Source organism: Blautia intestinihominis (assembly GCF_040096655.1).
GTDB classification, from domain to species: domain Bacteria; phylum Bacillota; class Clostridia; order Lachnospirales; family Lachnospiraceae; genus Blautia_A; species Blautia_A intestinihominis.
This window is the reverse complement of the sequence record NZ_JBBMEI010000007.1, coordinates 61,350-87,039: the sequence shown is the minus strand read 5'-3', so window position 1 is coordinate 87,039 and position 25,690 is coordinate 61,350. Positions and strand designations below refer to the sequence as shown.

At 47.0% G+C, this 25,690-nt stretch carries 22 protein-coding genes, 1 other RNA gene and 1 other annotated feature; of the genes, 2 read left to right on the top strand and 21 right to left on the bottom strand.

Features of this window, described 5'->3' with window-relative positions; genetic code table 11:
- The 5 genes from WMO75_RS03955 to WMO75_RS03935 form a co-directional block, all read right to left on the bottom strand.
- Positions 1-999 (bottom strand): MATE family efflux transporter (locus WMO75_RS03955; RefSeq protein WP_349077659.1); only part of this gene is annotated, 999 nt, incomplete at its 3' end.
- Entirely contained in the window at positions 993-2,000 is a 1,008-nt protein-coding gene (locus tag WMO75_RS03950) for an NAD(P)H-dependent glycerol-3-phosphate dehydrogenase (protein ID WP_118698751.1), read from the bottom strand. The genes WMO75_RS03950 and WMO75_RS03955, both read right to left, overlap by 7 nt.
- A gap of 12 nt (positions 2,001-2,012) precedes the next feature.
- Positions 2,013-2,663, bottom strand: coding sequence for a glycerol-3-phosphate 1-O-acyltransferase PlsY (plsY, locus tag WMO75_RS03945; protein ID WP_303223259.1), 651 nt, complete (start codon positions 2,661-2,663; stop codon positions 2,013-2,015).
- Positions 2,664-2,668: 5 nt separating this feature from the next.
- Positions 2,669-3,994: a ribosome biogenesis GTPase Der gene (gene der / locus WMO75_RS03940; protein ID WP_118698753.1), complete on the bottom strand. Its 1,326-nt coding sequence runs from the start codon at positions 3,992-3,994 to the stop codon at positions 2,669-2,671.
- On the bottom strand, positions 3,957-5,339 hold the full coding sequence (locus WMO75_RS03935; RefSeq protein WP_227222447.1) for a DUF512 domain-containing protein: 1,383 nt from the start codon (positions 5,337-5,339) through the stop codon (positions 3,957-3,959). Before WMO75_RS03935 ends, der begins: the two co-directional genes overlap by 38 nt.
- A gap of 167 nt (positions 5,340-5,506) precedes the next feature.
- Between WMO75_RS03935 and WMO75_RS03930 the strand changes: the two genes are divergently transcribed.
- Positions 5,507-6,679, top strand: a complete 1,173-nt coding sequence (locus WMO75_RS03930) for a ribose-phosphate pyrophosphokinase (RefSeq protein ID WP_022215312.1) — start codon at positions 5,507-5,509, stop codon at positions 6,677-6,679.
- Positions 6,680-6,773: 94 nt separating this feature from the next.
- Here WMO75_RS03930 and pgeF read toward each other — a convergent pair whose 3' ends face one another.
- From pgeF to leuS, 16 genes are all read right to left on the bottom strand, one after another.
- Positions 6,774-7,625 carry a peptidoglycan editing factor PgeF gene (pgeF, locus tag WMO75_RS03925; RefSeq protein WP_022215311.1) on the bottom strand — a complete coding sequence of 284 codons (852 nt, stop codon included), beginning with the start codon at positions 7,623-7,625 and terminating at the stop codon, positions 6,774-6,776.
- A 22-nt stretch (positions 7,626-7,647) separates the two neighbouring features.
- Positions 7,648-7,998, bottom strand: a complete 351-nt coding sequence (locus tag WMO75_RS03920; protein WP_303223265.1) for a YraN family protein — start codon at positions 7,996-7,998, stop codon at positions 7,648-7,650.
- A gap of 54 nt (positions 7,999-8,052) precedes the next feature.
- Positions 8,053-8,808, bottom strand: a complete 756-nt coding sequence (gene rnhB, locus WMO75_RS03915; protein WP_303223258.1) for a ribonuclease HII — start codon at positions 8,806-8,808, stop codon at positions 8,053-8,055.
- Positions 8,809-9,666 carry a ribosome biogenesis GTPase YlqF gene (gene ylqF / locus WMO75_RS03910; protein ID WP_022215309.1) on the bottom strand — a complete coding sequence of 286 codons (858 nt, stop codon included), beginning with the start codon at positions 9,664-9,666 and terminating at the stop codon, positions 8,809-8,811.
- A gap of 7 nt (positions 9,667-9,673) precedes the next feature.
- A complete protein-coding gene (lepB, locus tag WMO75_RS03905; protein WP_118698755.1) occupies positions 9,674-10,267 on the bottom strand; it encodes a signal peptidase I in 594 nt (197 codons plus the stop codon).
- Between the two features lie 90 nt (positions 10,268-10,357).
- Positions 10,358-10,705, bottom strand: coding sequence for a 50S ribosomal protein L19 (gene rplS, locus WMO75_RS03900; protein ID WP_022215307.1), 348 nt, complete (start codon positions 10,703-10,705; stop codon positions 10,358-10,360).
- 121 nt (positions 10,706-10,826) lie between these two features.
- The gene (locus WMO75_RS03895; protein WP_118698756.1) at positions 10,827-11,843 is read right to left on the bottom strand and encodes an OmpA family protein; all 1,017 of its coding nucleotides are present in this window, start codon (positions 11,841-11,843) and stop codon (positions 10,827-10,829) included.
- A gap of 14 nt (positions 11,844-11,857) precedes the next feature.
- The gene (locus WMO75_RS03890; protein WP_298089622.1) at positions 11,858-13,489 is read right to left on the bottom strand and encodes a MotA/TolQ/ExbB proton channel family protein; all 1,632 of its coding nucleotides are present in this window, start codon (positions 13,487-13,489) and stop codon (positions 11,858-11,860) included.
- 170 nt (positions 13,490-13,659) lie between these two features.
- Positions 13,660-14,274 (bottom strand): histidine phosphatase family protein, encoded by a 615-nt coding sequence (locus WMO75_RS03885; RefSeq protein ID WP_022215304.1) that lies wholly within the window; start codon positions 14,272-14,274, stop codon positions 13,660-13,662.
- Positions 14,274-16,691 (bottom strand): phenylalanine--tRNA ligase subunit beta, encoded by a 2,418-nt coding sequence (gene pheT, locus WMO75_RS03880; RefSeq protein WP_118252441.1) that lies wholly within the window; start codon positions 16,689-16,691, stop codon positions 14,274-14,276. Before pheT ends, WMO75_RS03885 begins: the two co-directional genes overlap by 1 nt.
- 155 nt (positions 16,692-16,846) lie before the next feature.
- A complete protein-coding gene (pheS, locus tag WMO75_RS03875) occupies positions 16,847-17,866 on the bottom strand; it encodes a phenylalanine--tRNA ligase subunit alpha (protein WP_349077661.1) in 1,020 nt (339 codons plus the stop codon).
- A 66-nt stretch (positions 17,867-17,932) separates the two neighbouring features.
- Positions 17,933-18,155, bottom strand: a binding site (T-box leader).
- 1 nt (position 18,156) lies between these two features.
- Complete coding sequence (locus WMO75_RS03870) at positions 18,157-19,062, bottom strand: YihY/virulence factor BrkB family protein (protein WP_022215301.1); 906 nt, start codon at positions 19,060-19,062, stop codon at positions 18,157-18,159.
- A 115-nt stretch (positions 19,063-19,177) separates the two neighbouring features.
- The gene (locus WMO75_RS03865) at positions 19,178-20,350 is read right to left on the bottom strand and encodes a SpoIID/LytB domain-containing protein (protein WP_349077655.1); all 1,173 of its coding nucleotides are present in this window, start codon (positions 20,348-20,350) and stop codon (positions 19,178-19,180) included.
- Between the two features lie 60 nt (positions 20,351-20,410).
- Complete coding sequence (locus WMO75_RS03860) at positions 20,411-21,463, bottom strand: aldose epimerase family protein (protein WP_302700818.1); 1,053 nt, start codon at positions 21,461-21,463, stop codon at positions 20,411-20,413.
- A gap of 64 nt (positions 21,464-21,527) precedes the next feature.
- Positions 21,528-21,706, bottom strand: a non-coding RNA gene (gene ssrS, locus WMO75_RS03855) — 6S RNA.
- A 65-nt stretch (positions 21,707-21,771) separates the two neighbouring features.
- Entirely contained in the window at positions 21,772-24,174 is a 2,403-nt protein-coding gene (gene leuS, locus WMO75_RS03850) for a leucine--tRNA ligase (RefSeq protein WP_118698761.1), read from the bottom strand.
- 214 nt (positions 24,175-24,388) lie between these two features.
- Here leuS and WMO75_RS03845 point away from each other — a divergent pair, with 214 nt between their 5' ends.
- Positions 24,389-25,612, top strand: a complete 1,224-nt coding sequence (locus tag WMO75_RS03845; protein ID WP_118252437.1) for a dicarboxylate/amino acid:cation symporter — start codon at positions 24,389-24,391, stop codon at positions 25,610-25,612.
- Positions 25,613-25,690 lie beyond the last annotated feature (78 nt).

Genomic DNA, 25,690 nt, shown 5'->3' with positions numbered 1-25,690 from the left:
GATCACACCTCCTACTGCTCCTGCCACAACTGTCATCTTCAGCATTCTGGACGCATAGGATTTGGATTTCTCGAGTTCTCCCTGTCCCATCACTCTGCCGAGAAGGATCGTTCCTGCACTCGCGATCGCAAAGCAGAAAACAGATCCTACGTTTCGAACAACAGTCACCAGTGAATTGGCTGCCACCGCCTCTGTTCCAAGATGTCCCAGAATTACGGAATACATGGAAAAAGCCACACTCCAGGAAAGATCATTTCCAAGTGCCGGGAGAGAAAGGTGGACGAAATCATTCAGCAGCGTCTTGCTTCGGATAAACATATAAGCTGGATTCAGTTTTACATCTTTGCTCAACAAAGATACGATCACGCAGGCAATGAGTTGTATCAGCCTGGAAGATGCCGTTGCGATCGCCACACCGGTCACTCCAAGCTTCGGTGCCCCAAACAGTCCAAAAATAAAAACGGCATTCAACAGAATGTTTAGTCCAAATGCCAGCATATTCAATGTCATACTGATCGTCACGCGGCCGATGCTTCGAAGGATCGCAAGGTAGATTTCTGTCACTCCCCAGCAGAGATAAGTAATTCCCATGATCCGTATGTAAGAAGATCCGATCGCGATCAGTTCCTGATCTGAAGTGAATAATAATAACATCCTCTGCGGCATGGTAAATGCAGCCAGTGCCACAAGTGCTGAGATTGCAAGCGAAAAGCGAAGGGCAATTCCCTCTACGGCATGGATCGCCTGCATGTTTTTCTTGCCAAAGTACTGTGCACACAAAAGGGATGCTCCTGTGCCCAGTCCATAATATACCATAAACAGAATGTTAGAATAATTTGCTGCCAGTGATACTGCCGAGATCGCAGACTGTCCTACATAATTCAGCATGATCACATCCGATGAGTTTACTGCCGCACTGAGCAGGTTCTGAATGATGATCGGAATCGCAAGCTTGAACATCTGCCGGTAAAAATCGTCTTTTTTGACTGTTTTTACCATGGCAGCATTGGTGTTTCTACTTTCTTGTCGCGGAGCATCAGGTCTCTTACGGCGTCGGCTGCTGGTTTGTCTTCAAACAGGACTTTGTTGACTTCCATGATGATCGGCATCTCTACTTCGTATTTCTCAGCAAGGCTCTTGGCTGCCTTGGCGGAATAAACGCCCTCGACGACCATCTGAACTTCATCCATTGCCTGCTGCATCGTGTATCCCTTACCGATCAGATAGCCGGCTTTGCGGTTACGGCTGTGGACACTCGCGCAGGTTACGATCAGATCTCCGATCCCGGAAAGCCCTCCAAAAGTCTCCACTCTGGCGCCCATCTTCGTTCCAAGGCGTGCGATCTCCGCAATTCCTCGTGTGATCAGAGCCGCCTTGGTGTTGTCTCCATATCCAAGTCCGTCTGCGGTTCCTGCCGCAAGTGCGATCACATTCTTGAGTGAGCCTCCAAGTTCTACGCCGAGCGTATCCGGTGTCGTATAAACGCGGAATACAGGACTTGTAAAAATCCCCTGGAGATACTCTGCTGTCTCTCTCTTCGGTCCGCTGATCACGCAGGTCGTCGGAAGCCCTCTTCCCACTTCCTCTGCGTGGCTCGGTCCGGAAAGCACGTAGACGCCTGCTGCCGGGATCTCTTCGCTGATGATGTCTGTCATGGTCATCAGGGTCTTTTCTTCGATTCCCTTGGCAACATTGACAATGATCTGTCCTTCCTTTACATCAGGTGCCATCAATTTCGATGTACTTCTGATATATGGGGACGGCACAGCCAGAACGATCACTTCTGCGGTTTCCACGCAGCTTTTCACGTCTGCAGTAAGATCGATATTCTCCGGGATATGTACCCCCGGCAGTTTGGAAGTAAGTTCTCTCGTTTCTTTGAGAGCATCTACTTCTTCCTGAAATCTGGACCAGAGACGAACCTCATGTCCATTATTGCTCAGAAGGACTGAAAGTGCAGTTCCCCAGCTTCCTGCTCCCAATACACTGATTTTTGCCATATATGCTACCTTTTAACCTTTCTTTGATTTTCCGACAAGTACTTTGTTTTCTTCTCCGCGTACCAGCCTCACGATATTGGCTCTGTGTCTCCAGAACGCAAGGCAGGTCAGAAACACCATCACCCCGTACATCTCCAGGGTGTGTGGTCTGTCCATCCCGTAAGCACCATGCTCGCCGCGCACGATCAGTGCGATCAGTGCAACCATATAGCAGCTTAATGAGCACAGTGAAACATAATGTGTCAGGAAAAAGATCACAAAGAACACGATCGCACAGAGGACAAAAATTCTCCAGTCAAAAGTGATCAGGAATCCAACAGATGCCGCGATCCCCTTTCCACCGCGAAATCCAAGGTTGATCGGAAAGTTATGTCCAAGGACGCAACCTGCTGCCGCATAGATCGCAAGCAGAGGCATGACATCAGCGGCAGAGTTACGGAAGATCAATCGCACGGCCACGATCGCCAGCACACATTTGAGACAGTCGCCAAGAAGCGTCATCGCGCCGGCTTTTTTGCCAAAGGTACGCAGGGCATTGGTGGTTCCTGCATTGCCGCTTCCATGTTCACGGATATCTGTCTTATGCATCTTTCCAATAATATAAGAAGTCTGAAACAGTCCAAAAACATAACCGACCAGAAGGCATATCAAACGTTCAGTCATTTCATTCAACTCTTTTCCCCGCGTTCACGGATAATAAATTTCAGCGGTGTGCCGCGGAAACCGAATGCATCCCTTACCTTGTTCTCAATATAACGGGTGTAGGAGAAATGCATCAGTTCTTTGTCGTTTACAAAGATAACGAATGTCGGCGGACGCACTCCAACCTGAGTCATATAGAAGATCTTGAGACGCTTACCACGGTCAGACGGCGGCTGCTGCATGGCAACGGCCTCTGCGAGGATCTCATTGAGCACACCGGTTTGGATGCGGAGTGTCTGATTCTCGATAACAGCATCAATGGTCTCAAAAAGCTTCGGCAGACGCTGGCCTGTCTTGGCAGAGATAAATACAAGTTCTGCGTACGGCATATATGCCAGCACTTCTCTGATACGGTTTGTGTGTTTGTAGATAGTCTTGTCGTCCTTCTCAACGGCATCCCATTTATTCACTGCAATGATAACGCCCTTGCCGCGCTCATGTGCAATTCCGGCGATCTTGGCATCCTGTTCGGTAACACCCTCTGTCGCATCGATCACGATCACGACAACATGTGCACGCTCTACTGCGGTCACAGTACGGATCACGCTGTAACGCTCGATCTCTTCTTTGATCTTGCCTTTGCGGCGAAGTCCGGCGGTATCGATGAAGATGTATTCCTTGCCCTGCCATTTGACCTTGGCATCAACAGCATCTCTTGTGGTTCCTGCGATATCGGACACGATCACACGATCCTCGCCGAGAAGCCGGTTGATAAGAGAAGACTTGCCGACATTCGGTTTACCTACAACGGCGATCTTCGGGATATCATCTTCCTCCTCTGTATCAAGATCCTCAGGAAATTCCTTGACGATCTCATCCAGCATATCACCAAGTCCGGTGCGGTTGGCTGCTGAAATCGGTACTGGTTCTCCGATTCCCAGATTGTAGAATTCATAAACGTCCATCATATATTTCTGAACGCTGTCTACTTTGTTTACAACAAGAATGACCGGTTTCTGGCTGCGGCGCAGCATGTCTGCAACCTTCGCATCAGAATCCACAAGTCCCTGCTGTACATCAGTGATAAATACGATAACATCAGCGGTATCGATCGCGATCTGCGCCTGCTCTCTCATCTGAGAAAGAATGATGTCGCCGCTGTCCGGCTCGATTCCGCCGGTATCGATCATGGTAAAGGATTTGTCCAGCCATGTCACATCTGCATAAATCCTGTCACGGGTCACACCCGGTGTATCTTTTACAATAGATATCATTTCGCCTGCCAGGGCGTTAAACAAAGTGGATTTGCCGACATTAGGCCTGCCCACTATTGCCACTACTGGTTTGCTCATACATTTGTCTCCTTATCTGTTTTTTATTATGAACGGGGTCCAGTACAGAAGATACCAGATCTTCCCCGTCTTCCTCTACGATTACGATTTCTCTTCCAATTGCCTCTGAAACATCCTCCACAGTCAGATCATCCAGAAAAACATTCTCGCCGCTCCGGAGCATATTGCATGGGATCAGGACCCTCTCACCCAGTTTGCGGTCTGAAAGCTGTTCCCTCAGATCGGTTCCTGTGATAAGTCCGGAAACTGTGATCTTTTCGCCGAAGAAATTGTTTCTGATCGTGATCACTTCATACTCAAGATTCGGATATTTCGTGGAAATCCGTTCCAGACATTTCTCGATATAAGGTGCTGCCAGCTTGCCAGTCGCAACGGTAATGGATCTCGGTTTGTCATCTCCCGTGCGTTTCTCGACGGCCAGTCTGACTTCCGTATCCAGAAGTCTCAGCATTCCCACACCGTTCTCAAGCTGAAGATAACCATCATAACGCTCCTCCTCCGGAAGTTCCAGTCCCGCAAGAATATACCACTCATCAGAAGCATGGATGAAATGGATTCCATGTTCTTTGTACATCTTACGCTGCCAGCGATGGATCTGCTCGAGGACTTTGATCGCATCCTCCCGCTCAAAACTCTCCAATGGATAAAGTCCGTCGCGGAATTTCGTCAGACCTACCGGAACCACGGACACGCTTTGAAGGACCGGCGCATATGCAGAAAGCTTCTCCAGGCTGTACTCCAGTTCCTCACCGTCGTTGACTCCCTTACACAGAACGATCTGTCCGTTCATGGTGATCCCCGCCTCGTAAAGCTGGTCCACTTTCTTGAGGGCATCTCCCGCGAAACGGTTGTGGAGCATCTTGCAGCGAAGCTTCGGATTCATTGCCTGGAAAGAAACATTGATCGGAGACAGGTGATATTTGATCACCCTCTGAATATCCTCCTGGCTCATATTCGTCAATGTCACATAATTTCCCTGCAGGAAGGAAAGCCTGGAATCATCATCCTTAAAATAGAGAGTCTCCCTCATTCCCGGCGGCATCTGGTCGATAAAGCAGAACATGCAATGGTTGCTGCAGGAACGGTAATCATCCATCAGGCCATTCTCAAACTCTATCCCCAGATCCTCATCATAATCCTTCTCCACTTCCAGCTCCCAGATCTCTCCGTTGGCTTTCTCTATAAGAAGTTCTATATATTCATCGTTCATCAGATAACGGTAATCAAAAACATCCTCCACCGCCTGATGATTGATCTCTGCCAGCACATCTCCCGGCTCCAGCTCCAGCTCCTCGCCGATGCTTCCAGGAAGAACTTTGGAAATCTTATGTTTCTTTTTTTTCATGGTGTTCCTTTCTTTTTATCATTCGGATATGCCTTCGTCCATATCCGGATCATTACTATGATAACAATTCTCCGGGTAAAAATCAATAAATTCCTTGACGGGATTTAGGTCAAATGTTATAAATGTAGTAGGACTCAGTTTGAAAAACTATACCTAGGAGGAATATTATGCCAAATATAGAGTTACTTGAAAAAGCGACCCCGGTTGCTCCCATCCGTATTGCAGCACTTGCCGGATGTCAGGATCTTGCAAAAGAGGTTGACAAGAAACTTGTAAAATTCCGTAAAGAACTTGTAGCAAAGAAGAAACCGAGCACTGTACCACAGGGATACAGCCTTCCTTCTTTCCTTGTCGAGTGCGAATGCGTCCGCTTCGGTACCGGCGAGGGCAAGGGTTACATCAAAGAATCTGTTCGTGGTGCCGATCTCTTTATCATGGTAGATATCACCAACTACACAGAAACTTACACCGTATGCGGTCATGAGAACCACATGTCACCGGACAACCATTATCAGGATCTCAAGAGGATCATTTCCGCAGCTACCGGTAAAGCTCATCGTATCAACGTCATCATGCCGTTCCTTTACGAAGGACGTCAGCACCGCCGTACCAAGAGAGAATCTCTTGACTGTGCACTGATGCTCAAGGAATTAAGTGATATGGGCGTTTCCAACTTTATCACTTTTGATGCGCATGACCCACGTGTACAGAACTCCATCCCGCTCAACGGATTTGATAACTTCTTCCCGACCTACCAGTTCCTCAAAGCACTGGTTAAAGAAGTCAAGGACTTCAAGCTTGACAACGATCATCTGATGATCATCAGCCCGGATGAGGGTGCGATGTCACGAGCAGTATATTTCTCTAACATTCTCGGTGTTGATATGGGTATGTTCTACAAACGTCGTGATTATTCTACCGTTGTCAACGGCAAGAACCCGATCGTTGCCCATGAGTTCCTCGGAGATTCCGTAGAGGGCAAGGATGTTGTCATCATCGACGATATGATCTCTTCCGGAGAGAGTATGCTCGATGTTGCCAAGCAGATCAAGGAACGTAAAGCAAAGCGTGTCTTCATCTGTACTACTTACGGTCTGTTCACAGACGGTCTCAAGAAATTCGATGAATACTATGAGAAAGGCTGGATCGACAAGGTTATCACCACCAACCTGAACTACCGTGATCCTGAACTGCTCACAAGACCATATTACGTCGAAGCAAACATGAGCAAATACCTTGCAAGTATCATGGACATCATCAACCATGACCTATCTGTAGAGAAAGTTCGTTCCAGCAACGAAAAGATCATGGAGCTGATGGAAAAAGTAAGTAAACGCTGATTTTTCTCTTACATGTATATTTACGGGCTGTATACAGTTTTTGTACTGTATGCAGCCCGTTTTTTATTGCCTGTGCAGTTGTAGTTGTATCTTATCAGCGGATCCCCAGAAATGCCCCCAGATTTCCTCTCCTGCCATGGGAAGCCCTGTGCGAAAAAAGGAATTCCGGATTGCAGCAGGTGCACAGATTTGGCATGGAAATATGTTCTTCTTTCAAGCCTGCTCCCAGCATGATCTGGTGATTTGCCTCCCAGAGATCCAGCTGGTATTTGCCATCCGGCTTACCATAAAACAGAGCATCCCACTTGTCTTGTGGGAAAGCAGCGCGGAACTGTTCGATCACATCTTCACTCACTTCATAACAGTCCTGGCAGATGGATGGACCGACTGCACCGTAGATCTCCGACGGGTCAGAGCCGAATTCTTCCTGCATCCTTCGAACTGTGACCTCACCGATCTTTGCCACCGTTCCTCTCCATCCGGAATGAGAAAGTCCGATCGCGCGGTGCACCGGATCGATAAAGTACAGAGGCACACAATCCGCGTAAAATGTCGCAAGGACCAGCCCCGGTACATTGGTGATCATCCCATCCACGTCTGTGTACGGTCTTGGTTTCGTGATGCCGTTTCCGCGGTCTTCTTCTGTGACAAGGCGCACATTTGCCGTATGTGTCTGGTCAGAAGTCACGATATCTTCCATTTTGAAACCGACTGCATCTGCCAGTCTGCGATAATTTTCTCTTACCGCCTCGTCTTTGTCACCTCTTGTAAAACTTAAGTTCATAGAAGAATAGATCCCCTCACTGACACCGCCAAGTCTGGTGCTGAATGCATGCACAAATCCCGGCAGTCTGTCAAATTCCGGATAGGTAAGATACGTTACACCTTCTCTTGTATTCACATGCATCCTGGGTTCGTTTTCCTGATGCCATTTTATCTTTATCATCGTGTACTCTCCTCTCTGCATTTTATCCGCAGTAATCAAACGCATTTCTGATCCACTGGATCTCATCTCCGTCAATTGCCACCACATCAAATCTGCATGGAGGCTCCCCATATCCATAACGGAGCAGATAAAACTGTGCCGCCCTGCTGATCCGACGCTGTTTCTTAAAGTCTACGGCTGCTGCCGCTTCTCCGGAAGTTGTTGTCGCCCGGTATTTCACTTCTACAAAAACAAGATATTTTCCGTCTTTCGCAACCAGGTCAATCTCGCCTCCCCGGCGGAAAAAATTGTGTTCAAGGATCTTAAGCCCTTGTTTTTCCAGAAAGGCAGCCGCCTGTTCTTCATGACGACTGCCTACTTTACGTTTGTTGATACGCGCCCGCTCTTTTCTTTTTTATGTGTCGGTATCTTTGGTATTTATAAAATTTTATACGAAGTGTGTGATAAAACTTGCTCTGTGTATCGGGGACGGACCATATTTCTTGAGGGCTTCAATGTGCTCCGATGAGCCATAGCCCTTATTGGAAGCAAATCCGTATCCCGGCAGAGTCTTGTCATACTCAACCATCATTCTGTCCCTTGTGACCTTGGCAACAATGCTAGCCGCTGCAATGGATGCGCTCTTGGCATCTCCCTTGATGATCGGAACCTGCGGGATCGTCACCTGCGGAATCGTCACTGCATCGTTGAGAAGAAGCTGCGGAGTGACTTTAAGCTTACTGATTGCCTCCCACATTGCCTCATAAGTCGCCTGGAGAATGTTGATCTCATCGATCCTCTGTGGACTTGCCATGCCGATGCCTACCGCGACAGCTTTCTCCATGATGACATCATAGAGTTCTTCTCTCTTGTGTGCTGTCAGTTTCTTGGAATCGTTCAGATAAAGGATATCATAATCCTTCGGCAGAATCACTGCGCAGGCAACCACCGGTCCTGCAAGCGGCCCCCTTCCAACCTCATCAATACCACAGAGATATCCCAGATGTTCGTATTCATGCTCATACTGCATCATCTGCTCCATGCGGAGTTTTTCCTTCTCAAGATTCTCCAATTTCTTCTGATACTGAGAAACGATCTTCTGTACGCCGCTTCTCTGGTCCTCCGCGTAACCTGCACACAGATCTGCCCACTGACCTTCACTGGCTGCGGCAAATTCTTCTTTGATCTCGCCTATCTTTTTCATTTAATTATTCTCCTGCTGTCCTGCCCATTCCAGGGTAATGCGTCCGATCTTGCCTCCGCGGAAATCGTCGAAGATCAGCCCGGAAGTCTTCACATAGTCCAGTTCTTCTCCACGTTTCAGGCATCCCCTCGCTCTGGCGATCGCCTCAAGTGTCTCAAGTGGAGTTCCCTCCTCAGAAATCCCATAACGTTTCTCAAGAGCTCCCGGATAATCCTTTTTCAGTTTCTCGAGAAGCCAGAGAGCCAGTTCCTCGATGTTCAGGATATCATCCTTGATAGAGCCGACACAGGCAAGGCGGATTCCTACAAGCTGGTCTTCAAATTTCGGCCAGAGAATTCCCGGGGTGTCCAGAAGTTCTACGTTCTTGTTCAGGCGAATCCACTGTTTGCCCTTGGTCACACCCGGTTTGTTTCCGGTCTTGGCACAGGCTTTTCCGGCAAAGGTGTTGATAAATGTGGATTTACCAACATTCGGGATTCCGGCTACCATCGCACGGATCGGACGGTTCTTGATCCCTCTTCTGCGATCACGCTCGATCTTTTCTTTGCAGGCCTCCTGGATCACGTTCTGGATCATTTTCATTCCCGAACCGCTGCGTGAATCGACTTTGACTACATAAAAGCCCTTGCTCTGAAAGTATTCCTTCCATGCTTCATTCTGTCTCTCGTCTGCGAGATCAGCCTTGTTCAGAAGGATCAGACGGGATTTGTTCTGCCCAAGCTGGTCGATATCCGGGTTCCTGCTGGAAAGCGGCACTCTGGCATCTACCAGCTCTATGATCAGATCGATCAGTTTCAAATCTTCCTGCATCTGTCTTTTTGCCTTGGTCATATGACCAGGATACCATTGTATATTCATATCTGTCTTAACCTTTCATAAAACCAAACTTCTTCATCGGCGAGCAGGTAAACCACAGCTTACCGACAATGTATCGTTTCTTCACATTTCCAATATCTGCATATCGGCTGTCCTCACTGTTGTTCCGTTTGTCTCCCAGGACGAAATACTCCCCGGATTCCAGCGTTACTGTAGTGGAAGCCAGCCCCGGATTCGTGATCTCAGGAAACTGGTTTGCCTCTTCGTATTCTTTGCCGTCGATCAGGATCTTGCCATTCGAGATCTGGATCCGTTCCCCCGGAAGCCCGATCACTCTCCGGATATGCAGAGCCGCATCATCACTGGCACTCGTCCGAAAAACGATCAGATCGCCTCTCTGCGGCGAAGAAAACTTATATACTGCTTTATTTACAAAAAAACGGTCGCCGACGGAGATCGTCGGTTCCATAGAATTCTCCTGCATTGTCACAGTCTGAAACATCATCAATGCCACAACTGCTGCAAACACAAGTGTCACGGTGATCTGAAAGGCCCATTTCAGGATTCCCCGGGTCTTGCGGTCCTCCAGTTTCGCCCTCAGTTCCAGGACTTTGGGATGTTCTTTCCAGTTTTTTATATTCATAACTGTTCTCTCCATAATGGAAAAGAGGGACAATAGCTGTTCGTTATTGTCCCTGCTTTTAAAACTTTTGAAATTTTCAGATAAAATACATTATCTAACGCGTTCTTTAACCTTTGCAGCTTTACCTACACGATCTCTCAGGTAGTTCAGCTTAGCACGGCGAACTTTACCCTGACGGATAACTTCTACTTTAACAACGTGCGGGGAGTGAAGCGGCCATGTCTTCTCAACACCAACACCGTTGGAGCTCTTTCTTACTGTGAAAGTTTCTCTTGTGCTTCCGCCCTGTCTCTTAAGAACAGTTCCCTCAAAGATCTGGATTCTCTCACGGTTTCCCTCTTTGATCATAGCGTGTACTCTTACTGTGTCACCAACGCGGAACTGCGGTACTTCTGCTTTTAACTGAGCAGACTCAATGTTTTTGATAATGTCGTTCATTTTATTCTCTCCTATTCTTATCTGGATGTTCTTAATACATAATCTTGTAACAGAGGACCATCGTTTTTACAACATGTACAATTATACTATAAAAGATTCTTAATTGCAAGAAGTTTTTTATTTAATTCGCAGATGTATTGTCGGAAGAGGAAGCAGTATCCGCAGAAGCAGTATCTGAAGAGCTGCTCATGATCTGATTCAGTTCATCGATCATCTCTTCATCCTTCAGGCGGAACTTGATCTCCACTCGTCTGGATGCATCCTTATCGACATTTCCATCTGCGTCAAGGACAGGATTCGCCATGGAATGCCCGTTTACTGTCAGATAATTCTGAAGGTTCGCTGACTGTGTGGAATCCAGGAAATTCCCCTGAATATCAAGAAGATACTGAGCCACCGCCAGAGATCTCTGCTGGGAGAGCTGGAGGTTATAGCTGTAATCCCCGTCTGTATCGGTATAACCGTCAATGATGATCTCTGCAAGATACTTCATATAATCATCCTGCAGAAGAACTTTACAGTAGATCGGAAGGATCTGCTCCAGTGCCTGCTTACCGGCATCGGTCAGTTCTGCCTGGTCATAGTCGAACATGACACTTGCTTCCAGCGTCAGCGCACCGGTCTGTGCATCGATATCTACATTGATATTATTTTTGGAAAATTCATTCTTCAGTGCCTCGATAACCTCTGCCTTGACACCGATGATCTGGTCGATCTGTTCCTGCTGGCTCTTAAGCTGTGCAGTTTTGGTATCAAGAGCGGACTGCTGGCTCTTAAGTGTTGCTTCCTGTTCTTTGAGCTTGGCCGCCAGTGCAGTCAGCTGTTGCTGCTGCTCATCCAGTTTTTCCTGCTGTGTCTTGAGCTGTTCATCCTGGCTCTTGAGCTGTTCGTCCTGATTCTGGATCGTTCCTTCCTTCTCATCGAGGGCAGTCTGCTTGTCCAGAAGCTGCTGTGTGTATTCTTCCTGAAGAGCGATTTTGTCATCTCTCTCCTGGATACTCTCGTTGTAGCTTTTTTGGGCTTGAAAAAGGGTCACACACATGATCAGCACAAAAAGCAGAAGGACACCTGCCATCATATCAGAATAAGAACGCCAGACATTGAAGCCGTTGTTTTCTGATTTTTTCTTTCTGCGCATCTGATTCTCCTATTCTATCTGAATATACCAAATTTGCCTTTCTGTGCTCCCTTGGTCAGTTCGCGTAAATTGCGGTTCAGTTCTTCAAGAAGTGCCTGCTGCTGATCTCCCTGCTGCTCCAGAAGTTCTTCTAATTTGTCGAAAGACTGCTTCTGCGTCATCTGTCCGGCAGTCAGTGTCACGTTCTTGCTGCTTCCTACCGCGGAAATATCCGCAAGAAGACGGCGTACCTGATCCATGGTCTTGTAAGACAGTTTCTGGTAATTCATAAATTCCTGAAGTCTCGCATCGAACTCTGCAACAACCTGCTGATTTGCCTGTGCAAGTTCTGCATTTCGCTTGCCGGATGCTGTGATCTTATCCATTCCCTGTGCAGCCGCCTCGACATATTTCTGCATAGTCTGGTTACATGCAACCCAGAACTTCGCGGAAGAAGACTCTGCTTCCTTGAGATAATCCGCAAGGTGCTGATAATCTGCCTGCTGTTCCTTCTGGATCGCCTGGTTGTCCTTGAGGATGCGGCCAGCCATATCCAGATAATCCTTCTGAGCGGCGCTGGTATCCTCAAGCATGCTTCTCATCATATGCTCATGCTCCGCATAGGCCTCACTTAACTGACGGCTCATGGACTGATAGAGATTTGTCGTGTAATTCGTATTATCCGTCTGTGCATCCTTAAGCTGTGTAAGTGCTCTGCCAAAATCCTCGAACTGTGTCTTGAAGGAAAGATTCATTTCCTTAAGGAACGTATCCAGGATCTCCTTGATCGCATCTTCCTGACATTTGGTGACAGAATTGACCAGCACATCGAGAGAATCGTTCATCTTCTGGAAAGTCGGAGTGATGACTTTCTCAAAGCTGTCTGCCATCTGCACAGAGAATTTCTCTGCCATCTGTTCCATGGCTGCTGTCTGGTTCTTCTGGCTTGCAACCAGAATGTTCATGGACTCGCTCTCAGCAGTCGGCATGACATATGTATGGAAACGATCCAGAAAGCTCTGGAGATTGGATGTCAGAGAAGAATATTCTGATTTCATGCCACAGCTGTAAACGATGGACATCGCAATACCATAAATAGAAGTCAGGAACGCAACCTTGATACCATCTACCAGAGACGCAACGGAAGTTGTCATCGCCTCATAGTTGCTTGGTTCAAAGTTCTTAAGTCCCCATACAAGACCTACGAAAGTACCAAGGATACCAAGGCTGGTAAAGATATCCGGCACCATTTCCAGAAGCCTCTTGTGAATGTGTTCATCCACGTCTTCCTCATTCAGATATTCCTCAATATCACCAATTCCCTCCTGACTCTGAGAAATCGTATCGGTGAATGCCTGCATCTTGTCATCCAGATAACGGTGATGAAAAATGCCGTTCAGGGAAGAAAGCTTGCTTGTATCGATCTTGCCTGGTGACTGAAAAATATCCTTAAGCTCATCTGCCGCATCACGGAATGCTCTGGAAAGGTCATTCATGCGGAACATTCCGCCGAACATTCCCACCGCATAAGCGATCACCATAATTCCCAGAAAGCAGAAGTTGTAAACCAGTATGCTGGCAGCTCCGCGGCCAACATAAAGTGTCATTCCGACAGCCGCGATCACAACTGCCAGAAAAAGTATTACATTTAACGCTTTTTTTCTCATAGCTTACCTCCTATTTCTGTTTCTTATCATATCATACCACTTTTTTGTGAACAAGTTGTTTTCTCCACTTTACCAAAAGTCTCACACTTTGGACACATTTTCCCCGGATAACACAAAAACAGCCCGGAAACTCTGTCAAAAAGTTTCCAGGCTGTCTTATTTCGTTTTATTTATGCATATACTTTGTCATCTTCCAGAAGAACGGCCTTGCCATCTGTGACCTCAACTACATTGACACTGCAGTTTGGAGGAACAAAACCATGCCAGAAATCCTTCGGATCATTATATACATTATGAAGAAGTGCTCTTACCGCACATCCATGAGATGCGATCAGGATCGTCTTATCCTGAAGAGCGGGATCGTGGATGAGTTCTTCCCAGAAGTCCTTTGTCCGAGTGAGGATATCCTGAATGTTTTCCCCATCCTTCGGACGTTCAAAGTTCCATGGATCTGTAAAAAACTTCTCCATCTGCGGATCCAGATATTCACGCGCATCGTTCATGCACACGACACCTTCCAGGACACCGAAGTTGATCTCCTGAATCCTTGCATCCTCGATCACCGAAACCTTTCCCGACTGTTTCTCAAGGATCAGCTCGGCTGTCTTTCTGGCTCTTATGAGCGGGCTGGTGATACAGAGGTCAAAAGAAACATCTTTTAATGCTTCCCCTGTCTTTTCGGCAAGAAGGATTCCATTTTCGGCAAGCGGGATATCTGCTACTCCCTGTACCTTATGAAGTTTGTTCCACACAGTTTCCCCGTGCCGTACAACATAAAGTTTCATCAGCTTCTCAGCTCGATTCCAAGGTCTGTCAGACCATTCAGGATCTTCTTCATTGCTGTTGTGATCTCAGCTTCTTCAAGAGTCTTTTCATGATCACGGAATACCACAGAATAAGCCATGGACTTGTATCCAGGTTTGATCTGTGCACCCTCGTAGATATCGAAGAGCTGGTAAGATTCAAGGATCTTGCCGCCTCTCTGCTCAAGGACATCCTCGATCTGTCCTGCAAGGACATGTTTCGGAACAACCATACTTAAGTCACGGGTAACTGCCGGATATTTGGCGATTCCTGTAAATTTGTGGTTGAATCCGCAGAATTCAAGGATATTCTGGATATCGATGACTGCGATGTAAGTTCTCTCACCGATTCCATAGTTATCTGCAACGATCGGATGAACTTCTCCGAGGTAACCGACTACTTTGCCTTCGTAGCTGATGTTTGCCTGTCTGCCCGGATGCAGATAAGTCTTGTTGCTGTCCGGTGTGTAGTGGACTTTTTTCTTCATTCCGGATTTTTCGAAGAATTCTTCTACAACGCCCTTCATATCAAAGAAGTCTCCTGCGCCGTACATTCCAAGAGTGAAGTGTGTTCTCTCATCCGGAAGTTCTGTCAGCGGCAGTGCTTTTGGCAGATATACTTTGCCGATCTCATACAGACGAACGCCTTTGTTTCTTCTGTTGTAGTTTGTTGCCAGAGAAGAAAGCATGCCATGCAGAGTTGTTGTACGCATGATGCTGTAGTCCTCTCCAAGCGGGTTGCTGATCGTGATCGCTTTGCGAAGGTCGCTATCCTCCGGAATGCGAAGTTTGTCGAATACTTTCGGGCTTTCGAAGGAGTAGGTCATTCCCTCTGAAAATCCGCAGTACTCAGCGATATCTCTTGCCACGTTCTCGATGCGAAGTTTGAATGGAAGTCTTCCTGTGGTAGCTTCTCCTGTCGGAAGTGTGGTCGGGATCTTGTCATATCCGAAGAATCTTGCAACTTCCTCTGCCACGTCTGCCATGCAGTGGATATCCTGACGGAATGTCGGAGCTACGATCTCATTTGTCTCCGGGTCCAGAGTCAGTTCTACTTTTGCAAGGTATGCAAGCATTTCTTCTTTTGTAAGGTCTGTTCCGAGAAGTGCGTTGATGCGCTCCGGCTCAAACGGTACTCTGGAAGGTTCTCTTGTCTCGTTACAGATATCTACGATTCCGCCTACGACTTCACCTGCTCCCAGTTCTTCCATAAGCTGGCATGCACGGTCGATTGCTGCTTTGGCATTGTTCGGGTCAAGACCTTTTTCGAATTTACCGGATGCATCGGTACGAAGTCCGATCCTCTTGGAAGAAAGACGGATGTTTGTTCCGTTGAAGCATGCTGCCTCAAAAAGTACCGTGTGTACATTGTCTGTGATCATGGAGTTTTCTCCACCCATGATTCCGGCGATGCCGACTGCTTTCTTGCCGTCGCAGATCATCAGAACCTGGTCGTCCATCTCACGTTCCTGACCATCCAGGGTTACAAATTTCTCGCCTGCCTTTGCACGGCGTACAATGATCTCTCTGCCTTCGATGGTATCCAGATCGTATGCATGCATCGGCTGGCCATATTCTTCCATAACATAGTTTGTGATATCAACGAGGTTGTTGATCGGGCGGATTCCGTTGGAAGCCAGACATCTCTGCATCCATTTCGGGGATGGTCCGATCTTGACGTTTTTGACAACTCTTGCTGTATATCTCGGGCAAAGTTCCGGATCTTCTACGGTAACTTTGACATAGTCAGATGCTTTTTCGTCGTTTCCTGTTTCTTTTACTACAGGAGGAACGAATTTTTTGTCAAAAGTGGCTGCTGCTTCTCTTGCGATTCCAAGTACACCGTAGCAGTCTACACGGTTGGATGTGATCTCGTATTCAATAACAACATCATCAAGACCGAGTGCTTTGATCGCGCTCTCGCCTACAACTGCATCTTCCGGGAAAATGTAGATGCCGTATTCCGGAGCTTCCGGATACATTTCTCTTGTGCTTCCAAGTTCTTCGATGGAGCACATCATACCGCAGGATTCTACGCCTCTGAGTTTACCTTTTTTGATCTTGATGCCGCCAGGAGTCATTTTGCCGTCATGACCGCCTGCAACACGTCCGCCGTCCAGAACGACCGGTACTTTGTCTCCTTCTTTGACATTCGGGGCACCTGTTACGATCTGAATGGTCTCTGTTCCGATGTTTACCTGGCAGATGATGAGTTTGTCTGCATCAGGGTGTCTTTCTATTTTGTCAATCTGTCCGATCACGATCTTGTCGAGATCTGCATCCAGTTTTTCGAAGCCTTCCACTTTTGTTCCTGACAGTGTCATGGCATCTGTGTATTCCTGGGCTGTTACATCCAGATCCGGCACATACATTTTAATCCAGGACATTGATGTATTCATGTTTTATATCCACCTTTCGAATTTTTCATAATAGACTATGCAAGAATTGAACTAGTGTACTTCGCTCAACGATGCCACCGCATCGCCTCGTTCAGTCGCCTTGTCGATGAAAAAACATTCTGCGTTATTTAACTGAAAGTCAATGAGACAGCACACTAGAATTGTTTAAGGAAACGTACATCGTTCTCATACAGAAGTCTCATATCGTCGATCTCATATTTGAGAAGTGCGATACGCTCAAGACCTACACCAAATGCGAATCCTGTATATTCATCCGGGTCGATGCCGCACATTCTCAGTACGTTTGGATGAACAGTACCGCAGCCGAGGATCTCGATCCAGCCGGAACCCTTGCAGAAACGGCATCCTTTGCCGCCGCACTTGAAGCAGGAAACGTCTACCTCTGCGCTTGGCTCTGTGAATGGGAAGTGATGTGGTCTGAATTTTGTCTTTGTCTCTGGTCCGAACAATTCCTGTGCAAACTCCTGAAGAGTTCCCTTAAGGTCTGCAAATGTGATGTTCTCGTCGATGACCAGACCTTCGATCTGATGGAAAGACGGGGAATGTGTTGCATCTACTTCGTCAGAACGGAATACACGTCCCGGTGCGATCATACGGATCGGAAGTTTGCCTTTTTCCATGGTACGTGCCTGTACCGGGGAAGTCTGGGAACGAAGAAGGATAGAATCATTGATAAAGAAAGTATCCTGCTCGTCTCTTGCCGGATGGTCTTCCGGAATGTTCAGTTTGGTGAAGTTGTAGTCTGCATATTCTACTTCCGGACCTTCGACTACTTCGTAGCCCATTCCGATAAAGATACGCTCTACTTCTTCCAGTGCGATGCTGTTCGGATGACGATGTCCGATCATTGCCTTTTTTGCAGGAAGTGTAACGTCGATCACTTCTGCTTTCATTTTTTCTTCGCGAAGTGCTTCTTCCAGTTTCTTTCTGGTTGCTTCCAGATGTTCCTCGATCCTGGTTCTTGTCTCGTTAACCATCTGTCCTACTTTCGGACGGTCTTCCGGAGCAACATCTTTCATACTTTTTAAGATTGCTGTCAGCTCACCTTTTTTGCCAAGGTAAGCAACTTTTACTTCATTCAGTTTATCCGGACCGTCTGATTCTTCGATCCGTTTTCTGGCTGCTTCTGCCAGTTCCTGAAGTCTTTCCTTCATATCCATGGTTTTGTATCTCCTTTTTGTTTATTTATTACAGCATCAAAAAAGACCCCGTCCCACATAAAAAGGGACGGAGTCATTATCCGCGGTACCACCCTGTTTCCTGCTAAAGAGCAGGCACTCGAGTCATGCTTAACGCGCATCAACGTCATCTCCTACTGAAATAGTTCAAAGATGAAGCTCCGGCGGGAAAATAAGAAACTGTCTGAACTTAAGGGGGCTTACAGCCGCTGACTCCCTCTCTCTGAAAGGAAACAATTCCCTGAAACGCCTTCAAAGCCTTTGACTTATCTTTTCTTACTATGCCACATAGTGAAAAATCTGTCAAGATTTTTTTTGACCATCTGCCATAAAGTAATCTGTGCCTGACGGAACTGATTCTCAAAATAAGCATTGATCTCTGCACCGTAAAGCAGAAGGTTCATACAGCAGTAGAGCCACAGCATGACCATGATCAGTGCCGACAGACTTCCGTACATGTTGCTGAAATTCGGGAAAAATGTAAAATACAGCGAAAAAAAGTACGAAAACAGCGACCACGCGACAGCTATGATAAAAGCTCCCGGAATCTGGCTCTTGAGCGATGCTTTACGGTTCGGAAGGTAACGGTACAGCACCAGAAATACAAGAAACAATACTACAAATACAAGAAATGTCTTGGCACTCAATATCCTTCCAAGGACTTTCCCCAGAAACGGCATATGAATCACAAGCACCGCATGGATCCGGTTTCCCATGACAAGAAGCAGAAGGCTTATGATAATTGCGATCACAAACAGAAACATATACAGCATAGAATACAGTCTGTTTATCAGCCAGTTTCGGGTCTCTTTGACATGATAGATCACATTCAGTCCCGTAATGAGTGACTGCATACCCTTGCAGGAGGACCACAGAGCAAAAACACCTGAGATCGGCACGACCGCTGCGCTCTTGGTAAATACTTCTGCAATGATCTTGAGTACAAAATCCTGAAGGTTTGTCGGAACAAACCCGATAATAACCTGTCGAAGCATCCGATAGGTCAGCGGGGTATATTGGATCAGTGCGGTAAGAACCAGCACAAAGGGAATAAACGACATGATCAAAAAGTATGCCGCCTGTGCAGCGTAAGCACCGATATGGTCATTTTTGGTCCGGTCCATAAAGCCCAGGATCAACTGTACCGTGCTTTTGGCTTTCTTCTCTTCCATATTTCTTCTCCTGGTATCAGCAAATTTGTCTATTGACCATTGTACCATATCGTGTACAATGTGACAAGTTTGAGTTACTGTTCGCTCCGCACACAGCTACTGAGCAAAAAAACACTTATTTCACACCATAAATGTCTACAAACTCAATCTCCCGAAAAAAATATTCCAGGATCTCCTCATAGCTGTATCCTTCCTTTGCCATCTCATTCGCGGCAGTCTGACTCATTCCTACGCCGTGCCCGTATCCCCCGCCTTTCAGGGTGATTCCATCCGCATCCTGGCTCTGGATCTCGAAGTAGGCACTGGGGAGAAGTTTTCCCCCTTCTGTAACGCTGCCGTCTTTTTCTGTGATCTTGCAGCCCCTGGGAGAAAGAAATTCCCTTATGGAATACTCTCCGTCAACCGTTCCTGTTCCACCCTCTGTCGTTACGGTAAGTTCTGTCACTGCACCGCTCTGGCTTTTCTTCTGAACAGAAACTGCTTTCAGTTTTCCTGCGAGGTTCAGAAGGGAAACGGCCTTCTCTTCCAGAGCAGTCCAGGGGATCTGCACCGTCCATGCACTCCAGGGCTCTTCTGCGTCAAATTCACAGGGAACGCTTTTGAGATAAGATGCAGTTTCGCTAACTTCCCAGATCTCATCCGTGCTCGTCACACCCGCCGAGGTAGAAAAATAATACGCCTCTACAGGCTGTCCATTCTGGGACAGGATCATTCCTTCGGTTTCCCTGACCGCTTTTGTTGTCGATTCCTGCGGTGCAACATTCTGGTAAACCTGATAACTTACGCTGTCATCCACATCTGCACCATATTCATGGAGTCTGCTGCCCTGCATCTGCTTCCAGGCGTAGGTTCTCGCACAGACTGCCTGCGCTTTGAGTGCTTCTTTTTCGTATGTGGATGGCATCTCACTCGGGACAACTGCCTCCAGATATTTTTCCAGCGGAAGAATATTGATCGCCAGAAGTCCCTCTTCACACGGCCGGATCTCAAGTCTGCCGCCATAGGAAGGTGTCCCGCACTGCCTGTGGATCGACGGGATCAGGATTCCTCCTTCCTGCTCCGGGATCGAGATGATCTCATTTCTTCCACGCAGTGCCTCCGCTTCATAGACAGTCTCTTCTCCATTTAAGGAAATTGTCACAGAATCATGATATACAAACTGAAAATCAGAATCTGTAAGTGCTACCCGGATCTCGGGTTCTGTTTTGTTTTCTTTCGTCTGTCCGGCTGCTGCACAGTCATGTACAGACAATTCATTCAGCAGTACCACAAGCAACACTAAATACACATAAAAAAATCTGGCTTTCCTCATAATCCATTATATGAGGAAAGCCAGAAAACATGGCTGTTATTTTCTTACAGAGAATCTGTAAACTGTCTCAGAGTAATATTTCTCTCCTGCTTCCAGAACTGGTGAATGGAAATTCTCTACATTGACTGCATTCGGCTCTACCTGTGTCTCAAGGCAGAATGCCTCACGTTTATTATAAACATGTCCGTTCTTACCGTGCTCATCCTCCACGAAGTTTGCCGCATAGAACTGTACGCATGGGCAATCTGTAAGAACATCCATCTGGATACCGGATTTCTCTGACCACGCAGAAGCGATCTCACGGATGCTCGCCTTGTTGTATCCGTCTGTCACATAGTTATGGTCAAAACCTCCTGTGAATTTGAGCTGTTCAAAATCAGCCCCGATATCTCTGCCGATCTGCTTTGCGGTACGGAAATCCATCGGAGTTCCCTCAACAGATGCATTCTCGCCAAGCGGAATGGAATCCTCACGGACCGGAGTGTATTCCTGCGCATGAATGGTAAGATACTGGTCCATTGCAGTGCCGCTGCCCTCTCCGTTCAGGTTGAAATAGGAGTGGTTCGTCATGTTTGCAACGGTTGTCTTGTCGCTCACACCGGAGTAAACGATGCGGACTGCATTCTCCTCTGTCAGCTCATAAGTAACAGAAACTTCGAATTCTCCCGGATAGCCATTCTCTCCATCAGGACTGATCCTGGAAAAAGTAACTGCATTCTGTCCCTCTACTGCAGATGCATTCCACAGTTTCTTCTCAAATCCGTCCGGGCCGCTGTGGAGATTGTTCTTGCCTTCGTTTGGCGTCAGTTTGATCTCTGTGCCATCCAGCATAAATCTGGAATCTGCGATACGGTTGCCGCTTCTGCCGATGCATGCTCCGAAAAAGCATCCATTTACAAAATAGCTCTCAAGATCATCGTATCCAAGGACTACGTCTGTCAGTCTGCCATCCTTATCCGGCACGCAGACATTCACCAGGATCGCACCATACTGTGAAACTTCTATGTAAGCTCCTGCCGCATTCTCAATGTGATAAATATGTGATTCTTCACCTGAAGGTAAATTTCCAAAAATCCTCTCTGTTACCATGCTGTAATTCCTCCCGATTCATTCTTCAAAAAAAGAGCCATATACAAATGGCTCATTCTTTCTTAATTCCCCCGGAATGCCGTTCCCTTCCATTTGACGCCTAGCTTTCGCCAGGTTGGGTGTCCTCAACTGATGATCTGCCTTCCACGACGAGAGGCCTGACATCACAGCAGCGATGTTGGATTCCCTATTAATAAATGTAGGTTCAAATAAAAAAAGGGGCATCGCACATTCCAGGAATTCTTTTGTTGTATTTTATTGTACTCTATTGTATGTGATTTTTCAACATAAAATGTTGGAAAAATTTATTATTTTGCAACAAAGTTGATGATCTTGTTCGGTACATAGATCTCTTTGATGAGGTTCTTGCCTTCGAGGAAGGAAGCAATCCTCTCATCTGCTTTGGCGATCTCGAATGCCTTCTCTTTCTCACAGCCGTTTGGAAGAACTACAGTTCCTCTTACCTTACCATTTACCTGTACACCGATCTCAACTGTCTTGGCAACAGTCTTGCCTTCATCGTATACCGGCCAGGAAGCAACTGCAAGCAGACCTTCTCCGCCGAGGAACTCCCAGATTTCTTCGCAGAGATGCGGAGCAAACGGGCTTAAGAGCTTGATAAAGATGCCCAGGTCATCTTTGCTGAGGCGTCCTTCTGCTGTGATCTCGTTAAGAAGAGTCATCAGGCTGGCGATCGCTGTGTTGAACTTCAGGTTCTCGATATCGGAAGAAACTTTCTTGATGGTACGGTGGATCTTCATTTCCAGTTCATCGGAAACAGGTTCCTCAGAAATGAGATCTGTCAGACCTGCCACACGGTCAAGGAATTTCTTGCAGCCTTTTACAGAGCTGTCACTCCATGGAGTTGCTGCGCCGTAATCACCCATGAACAGTACATAGGTACGAAGAGTATCTGCACCATATTCTTCTACGATGTCAAGCGGGTCAACAACGTTTCCTTTGGATTTACTCATCTTGTCTCCGTCCGGTCCGAGGATCAGTCCCTGGATGGAACGTTTTGCATATGGTTCCGGTGTGTTGACAACACCCAGGTCATACAGGAAATGATGCCAGAATCTGGAGTAGATCATATGTCTGGTAACGTGTTCCATACCACCATTGTACCAGTCAACCGGCATCCAGTATTTCAGTTTGTCCATATCAGCCAGTGCATGTGTATTGTGCGGATCTGTATATCTCAGGAAATACCAGGAAGATCCTGCCCACTGAGGCATGGTATCTGTCTCACGTTTCGCTGCAGCGCCACATTTCGGGCAGGTGCAGTTTACGAAGGAATCGATCTTGGCAAGTGGTGACTGTCCGTCCTCACCCGGCTCGAAGTCCTTGACATCCGGCAGACGAAGCGGAAGTTCTTCTTCCGGAACAGCTACAACACCGCAGTTCGGGCAATGGATCAGCGGGATCGGCTCACCCCAGTATCTCTGGCGGTTGAATGCCCAGTCTTTCATCTTGTACTGAACGCCTGCTTTACCGATGCCCTTCTTCTCAAGTTCTTCCAGCATACGCTCGATAGAATCTTTTTTCTTGGTGTATCCGTTGAGGAATTCAGAGTTGACCATCTCTCCGTCACCTGTGTAGGCTTCCTTGGTGATGTCTCCACCCTTGATGACTTCGATGATGTCGATGCCGAATTTCTTTGCGAAATCATAGTCACGCTGGTCATGAGCCGGTACTGCCATGATCGCACCTGTACCATAACCCATCATTACATAGTCTGCAATGTAGATCGGGATCTTCTTGCCGTTTACAGGGTTGATTCCCTCAAGTCCCTGGATACGCACACCTGTCTTGTCCTTGACAAGCTGAGTTCTCTCGAACTCTGTCTTCTTGGCACATTCATTACGGTATGCAGTGATCTCGTCCATGTTTGCGACTTTGTCTTTGTATTTGTCGATGATCGGATGCTCCGGTGCGATTACCATGAAAGTAACACCAAACAGAGTATCCGGTCTGGTTGTATAAATCTCAAGCTTCTCGTCGATTCCGTCGATGTCGAAGTCTACAAAAGCGCCCTTGGATTTACCGATCCAGTGGATCTGCTGCTGCTTTACATTGTCCGGATAGTCAACGTCCTTGAGGCCTTCCAGGAGTTTGTCTGCGTACTGAGTGATCCTCAGATACCATACGTCCTTGGATTTCTGCACAACTTCGCTGTGGCAGATATCGCATTTGCCGCCCTGGCTGTCCTCATTGGAAAGAACGACCTTGCAGTGCGGGCAGTAGTTTACAAGAGTTCTGTCTCTGAATACGAGACCCTTCTCAAACATTTTGAGGAAGATCCACTGTGTCCATTTGTAGTAATCCTCATCTGTAGTATCGATCACACGGTTCCAGTCAAAGGAAAATCCAACTTTCTTTAACTGGTTGGAGAATTTCTTGATGTTCTCATCTGTGATGATACGTGGGTGTGTTCCTGTCTTGACTGCATAGTTCTCGGTAGGAAGACCGAATGCATCAAATCCGATCGGGAAAAGTACATTGTAGCCTTCCATACGACGTTTTCTGGAAATAACCTCAAGGCTTGAGTATGCTTTGATGTGTCCTACATGCATACCTGCACCACTTGGATATGGAAACTCTACCAGACCATAGAACTTCGGTTTGTCACTGTTGTCCTTGGCTTCGAAGACTTTGCTTTCTTCCCATTTCGCCTGCCACTTGGGCTCAATTTTTTTAAAAAAGTATTTCATCTCTATGGTTCCTCCAACATTCATTGTTGTATCTGAGAATTAATTTTAATTCAAGGAGAGCGTTTTGTCAATGTAACGTTTCGCGATTATCCGCTTATTCTCAACAAAAAGGCGAACTTTATCAAAGTAAAGCATTTCTGTTGACGCACATTTTTCGACATGATATAATTTTTTTTCGTGTTTTTTATTATTTTTATGAGGAGGGAACAATATAATGAAGTCTTTTTATTCCTGGTACAAGAAGCATATCACCCAGGCGATCTTTACCGGACTGGTCCTTGGTATCCTGACCGGACTTTTTCTTGCCGGACGATATGCACCGGTTCTGACTGTCACCAGTCTGATCGGAGGCATCTACATGAATGCCCTGAACATGATGATCTTCCCTATGGTCTTCTGTTCGATCGTCATCGGTATCTGCAGCATCGGAAATATCCGCACCACCGGAAAGATCACAGGCTCTGCCATGGTATATTTTCTCAGTACCACCGCACTTGCCAGCCTCGTCGGTCTTATCATCCCGCGTCTGATCCATCTTGGAAGAGGTGTTTCTTTTGAGATGGCAACTGCCGATATCCAGGCAACCGAGATGAGCAGTATCCTGGATACGATCAAAAACCTGATCCCGTCAAACCCTGTCAAGGCTTTTGCCGAGGGAAATATGCTCCAGGTTCTCGTATTCGCAGTGATCATCGGTTTTACCCTGATCTCCATCGGAGAAAAAGGCAAACCATTCCTTGATTTTATTGATTCACTGAATGAGATCTGTCTGAAGATCATCGGCACGATCATGTACTTTACCCCGATCGGTGTCTTCTGTACGATCGTACCGGTCGTTGAGGCAAACGGAACAGAGACCATCCTTTCACTGGCAACACAGCTCATCATCCTTTATGTGGCATTTTTCGGTTTTGCTTTTCTCGTGTATGGTCTGTCTGTCAAGATCCTTGGCAAAGAAAGCCCGATCCGCTTCTTCAAAGCGATCATGCCTGCTGCACTGAATGCATTCGGAACCTGTTCAAGCTCCGCTACTATCCCGATCAGCAAACAGTGTATGGAGGAAGAGATGGGTGTTTCCAACCAGATCACCAGTATCGCGATCCCGCTTGGTGCCACTGTCAACATGGACGCGGTATCCATCGTAATGTCCTTTATGATCATGTTCTTCGCCAACGCCTGCGGAATCAATGTCAGCGTTTCCTTGATGATCGTGATCCTTCTGGCAAACGTGCTTCTGTCTGTAGGTACTCCTGGTATCCCTGGCGGTGCGATCGCTTCTTTTGCAGCACTGGCAACCATGGCAGGACTTCCGGCAGGTATCCTTGGTGTTTACATCAGTATCAACACTCTGTGTGATATGGGTGCAACCTGCGTCAATGTTATTGGAGACCTTGCCTGTTGCGTTGTACTGAAAAACAAGATCAAGATCAAAGAATGATCCGGTTTTTCTGAATTACATATTTTATGCACAGCAAAAACCAGCTGCTGAATCTATTCAAAACAGATTCAGCAGCCG

Coding starts and splice junctions, on each gene's coding strand:
- WMO75_RS03860 (WP_302700818.1), bottom strand. CDS start 21,463: ATGGTAACAGAGAGGATTTTTGGAAATTTACCTTCAGGTGAAGAATCA.
- der (WP_118698753.1), bottom strand. CDS start 3,994: ATGAGCAAACCAGTAGTGGCAATAGTGGGCAGGCCTAATGTCGGCAAA.
- WMO75_RS03895 (WP_118698756.1), bottom strand. CDS start 11,843: ATGCGCAGAAAGAAAAAATCAGAAAACAACGGCTTCAATGTCTGGCGT.
- lepB (WP_118698755.1), bottom strand. CDS start 10,267: ATGAATATAAAAAACTGGAAAGAACATCCCAAAGTCCTGGAACTGAGG.
- WMO75_RS03935 (WP_227222447.1), bottom strand. CDS start 5,339: ATGAAAAAAAAGAAACATAAGATTTCCAAAGTTCTTCCTGGAAGCATC.
- rplS (WP_022215307.1), bottom strand. CDS start 10,705: ATGAACGACATTATCAAAAACATTGAGTCTGCTCAGTTAAAAGCAGAA.
- leuS (WP_118698761.1), bottom strand. CDS start 24,174: ATGAAATACTTTTTTAAAAAAATTGAGCCCAAGTGGCAGGCGAAATGG.
- WMO75_RS03890 (WP_298089622.1), bottom strand. CDS start 13,489: ATGAGAAAAAAAGCGTTAAATGTAATACTTTTTCTGGCAGTTGTGATC.
- WMO75_RS03950 (WP_118698751.1), bottom strand. CDS start 2,000: ATGGCAAAAATCAGTGTATTGGGAGCAGGAAGCTGGGGAACTGCACTT.
- WMO75_RS03870 (WP_022215301.1), bottom strand. CDS start 19,062: ATGGAAGAGAAGAAAGCCAAAAGCACGGTACAGTTGATCCTGGGCTTT.
- plsY (WP_303223259.1), bottom strand. CDS start 2,663: ATGACTGAACGTTTGATATGCCTTCTGGTCGGTTATGTTTTTGGACTG.
- pheT (WP_118252441.1), bottom strand. CDS start 16,691: ATGAATACATCAATGTCCTGGATTAAAATGTATGTGCCGGATCTGGAT.
- WMO75_RS03930 (WP_022215312.1), top strand. CDS start 5,507: ATGCCAAATATAGAGTTACTTGAAAAAGCGACCCCGGTTGCTCCCATC.
- ylqF (WP_022215309.1), bottom strand. CDS start 9,666: ATGAATATACAATGGTATCCTGGTCATATGACCAAGGCAAAAAGACAG.
- pgeF (WP_022215311.1), bottom strand. CDS start 7,625: ATGATAAAGATAAAATGGCATCAGGAAAACGAACCCAGGATGCATGTG.
- pheS (WP_349077661.1), bottom strand. CDS start 17,866: ATGAAGGAAAGACTTCAGGAACTGGCAGAAGCAGCCAGAAAACGGATC.
- WMO75_RS03885 (WP_022215304.1), bottom strand. CDS start 14,274: ATGAAACTTTATGTTGTACGGCACGGGGAAACTGTGTGGAACAAACTT.
- WMO75_RS03845 (WP_118252437.1), top strand. CDS start 24,389: ATGAAGTCTTTTTATTCCTGGTACAAGAAGCATATCACCCAGGCGATC.
- rnhB (WP_303223258.1), bottom strand. CDS start 8,808: ATGAAAAAGATAGGCGAGATCAAAGAAGAATTTGCCGCAGCCAGTGAA.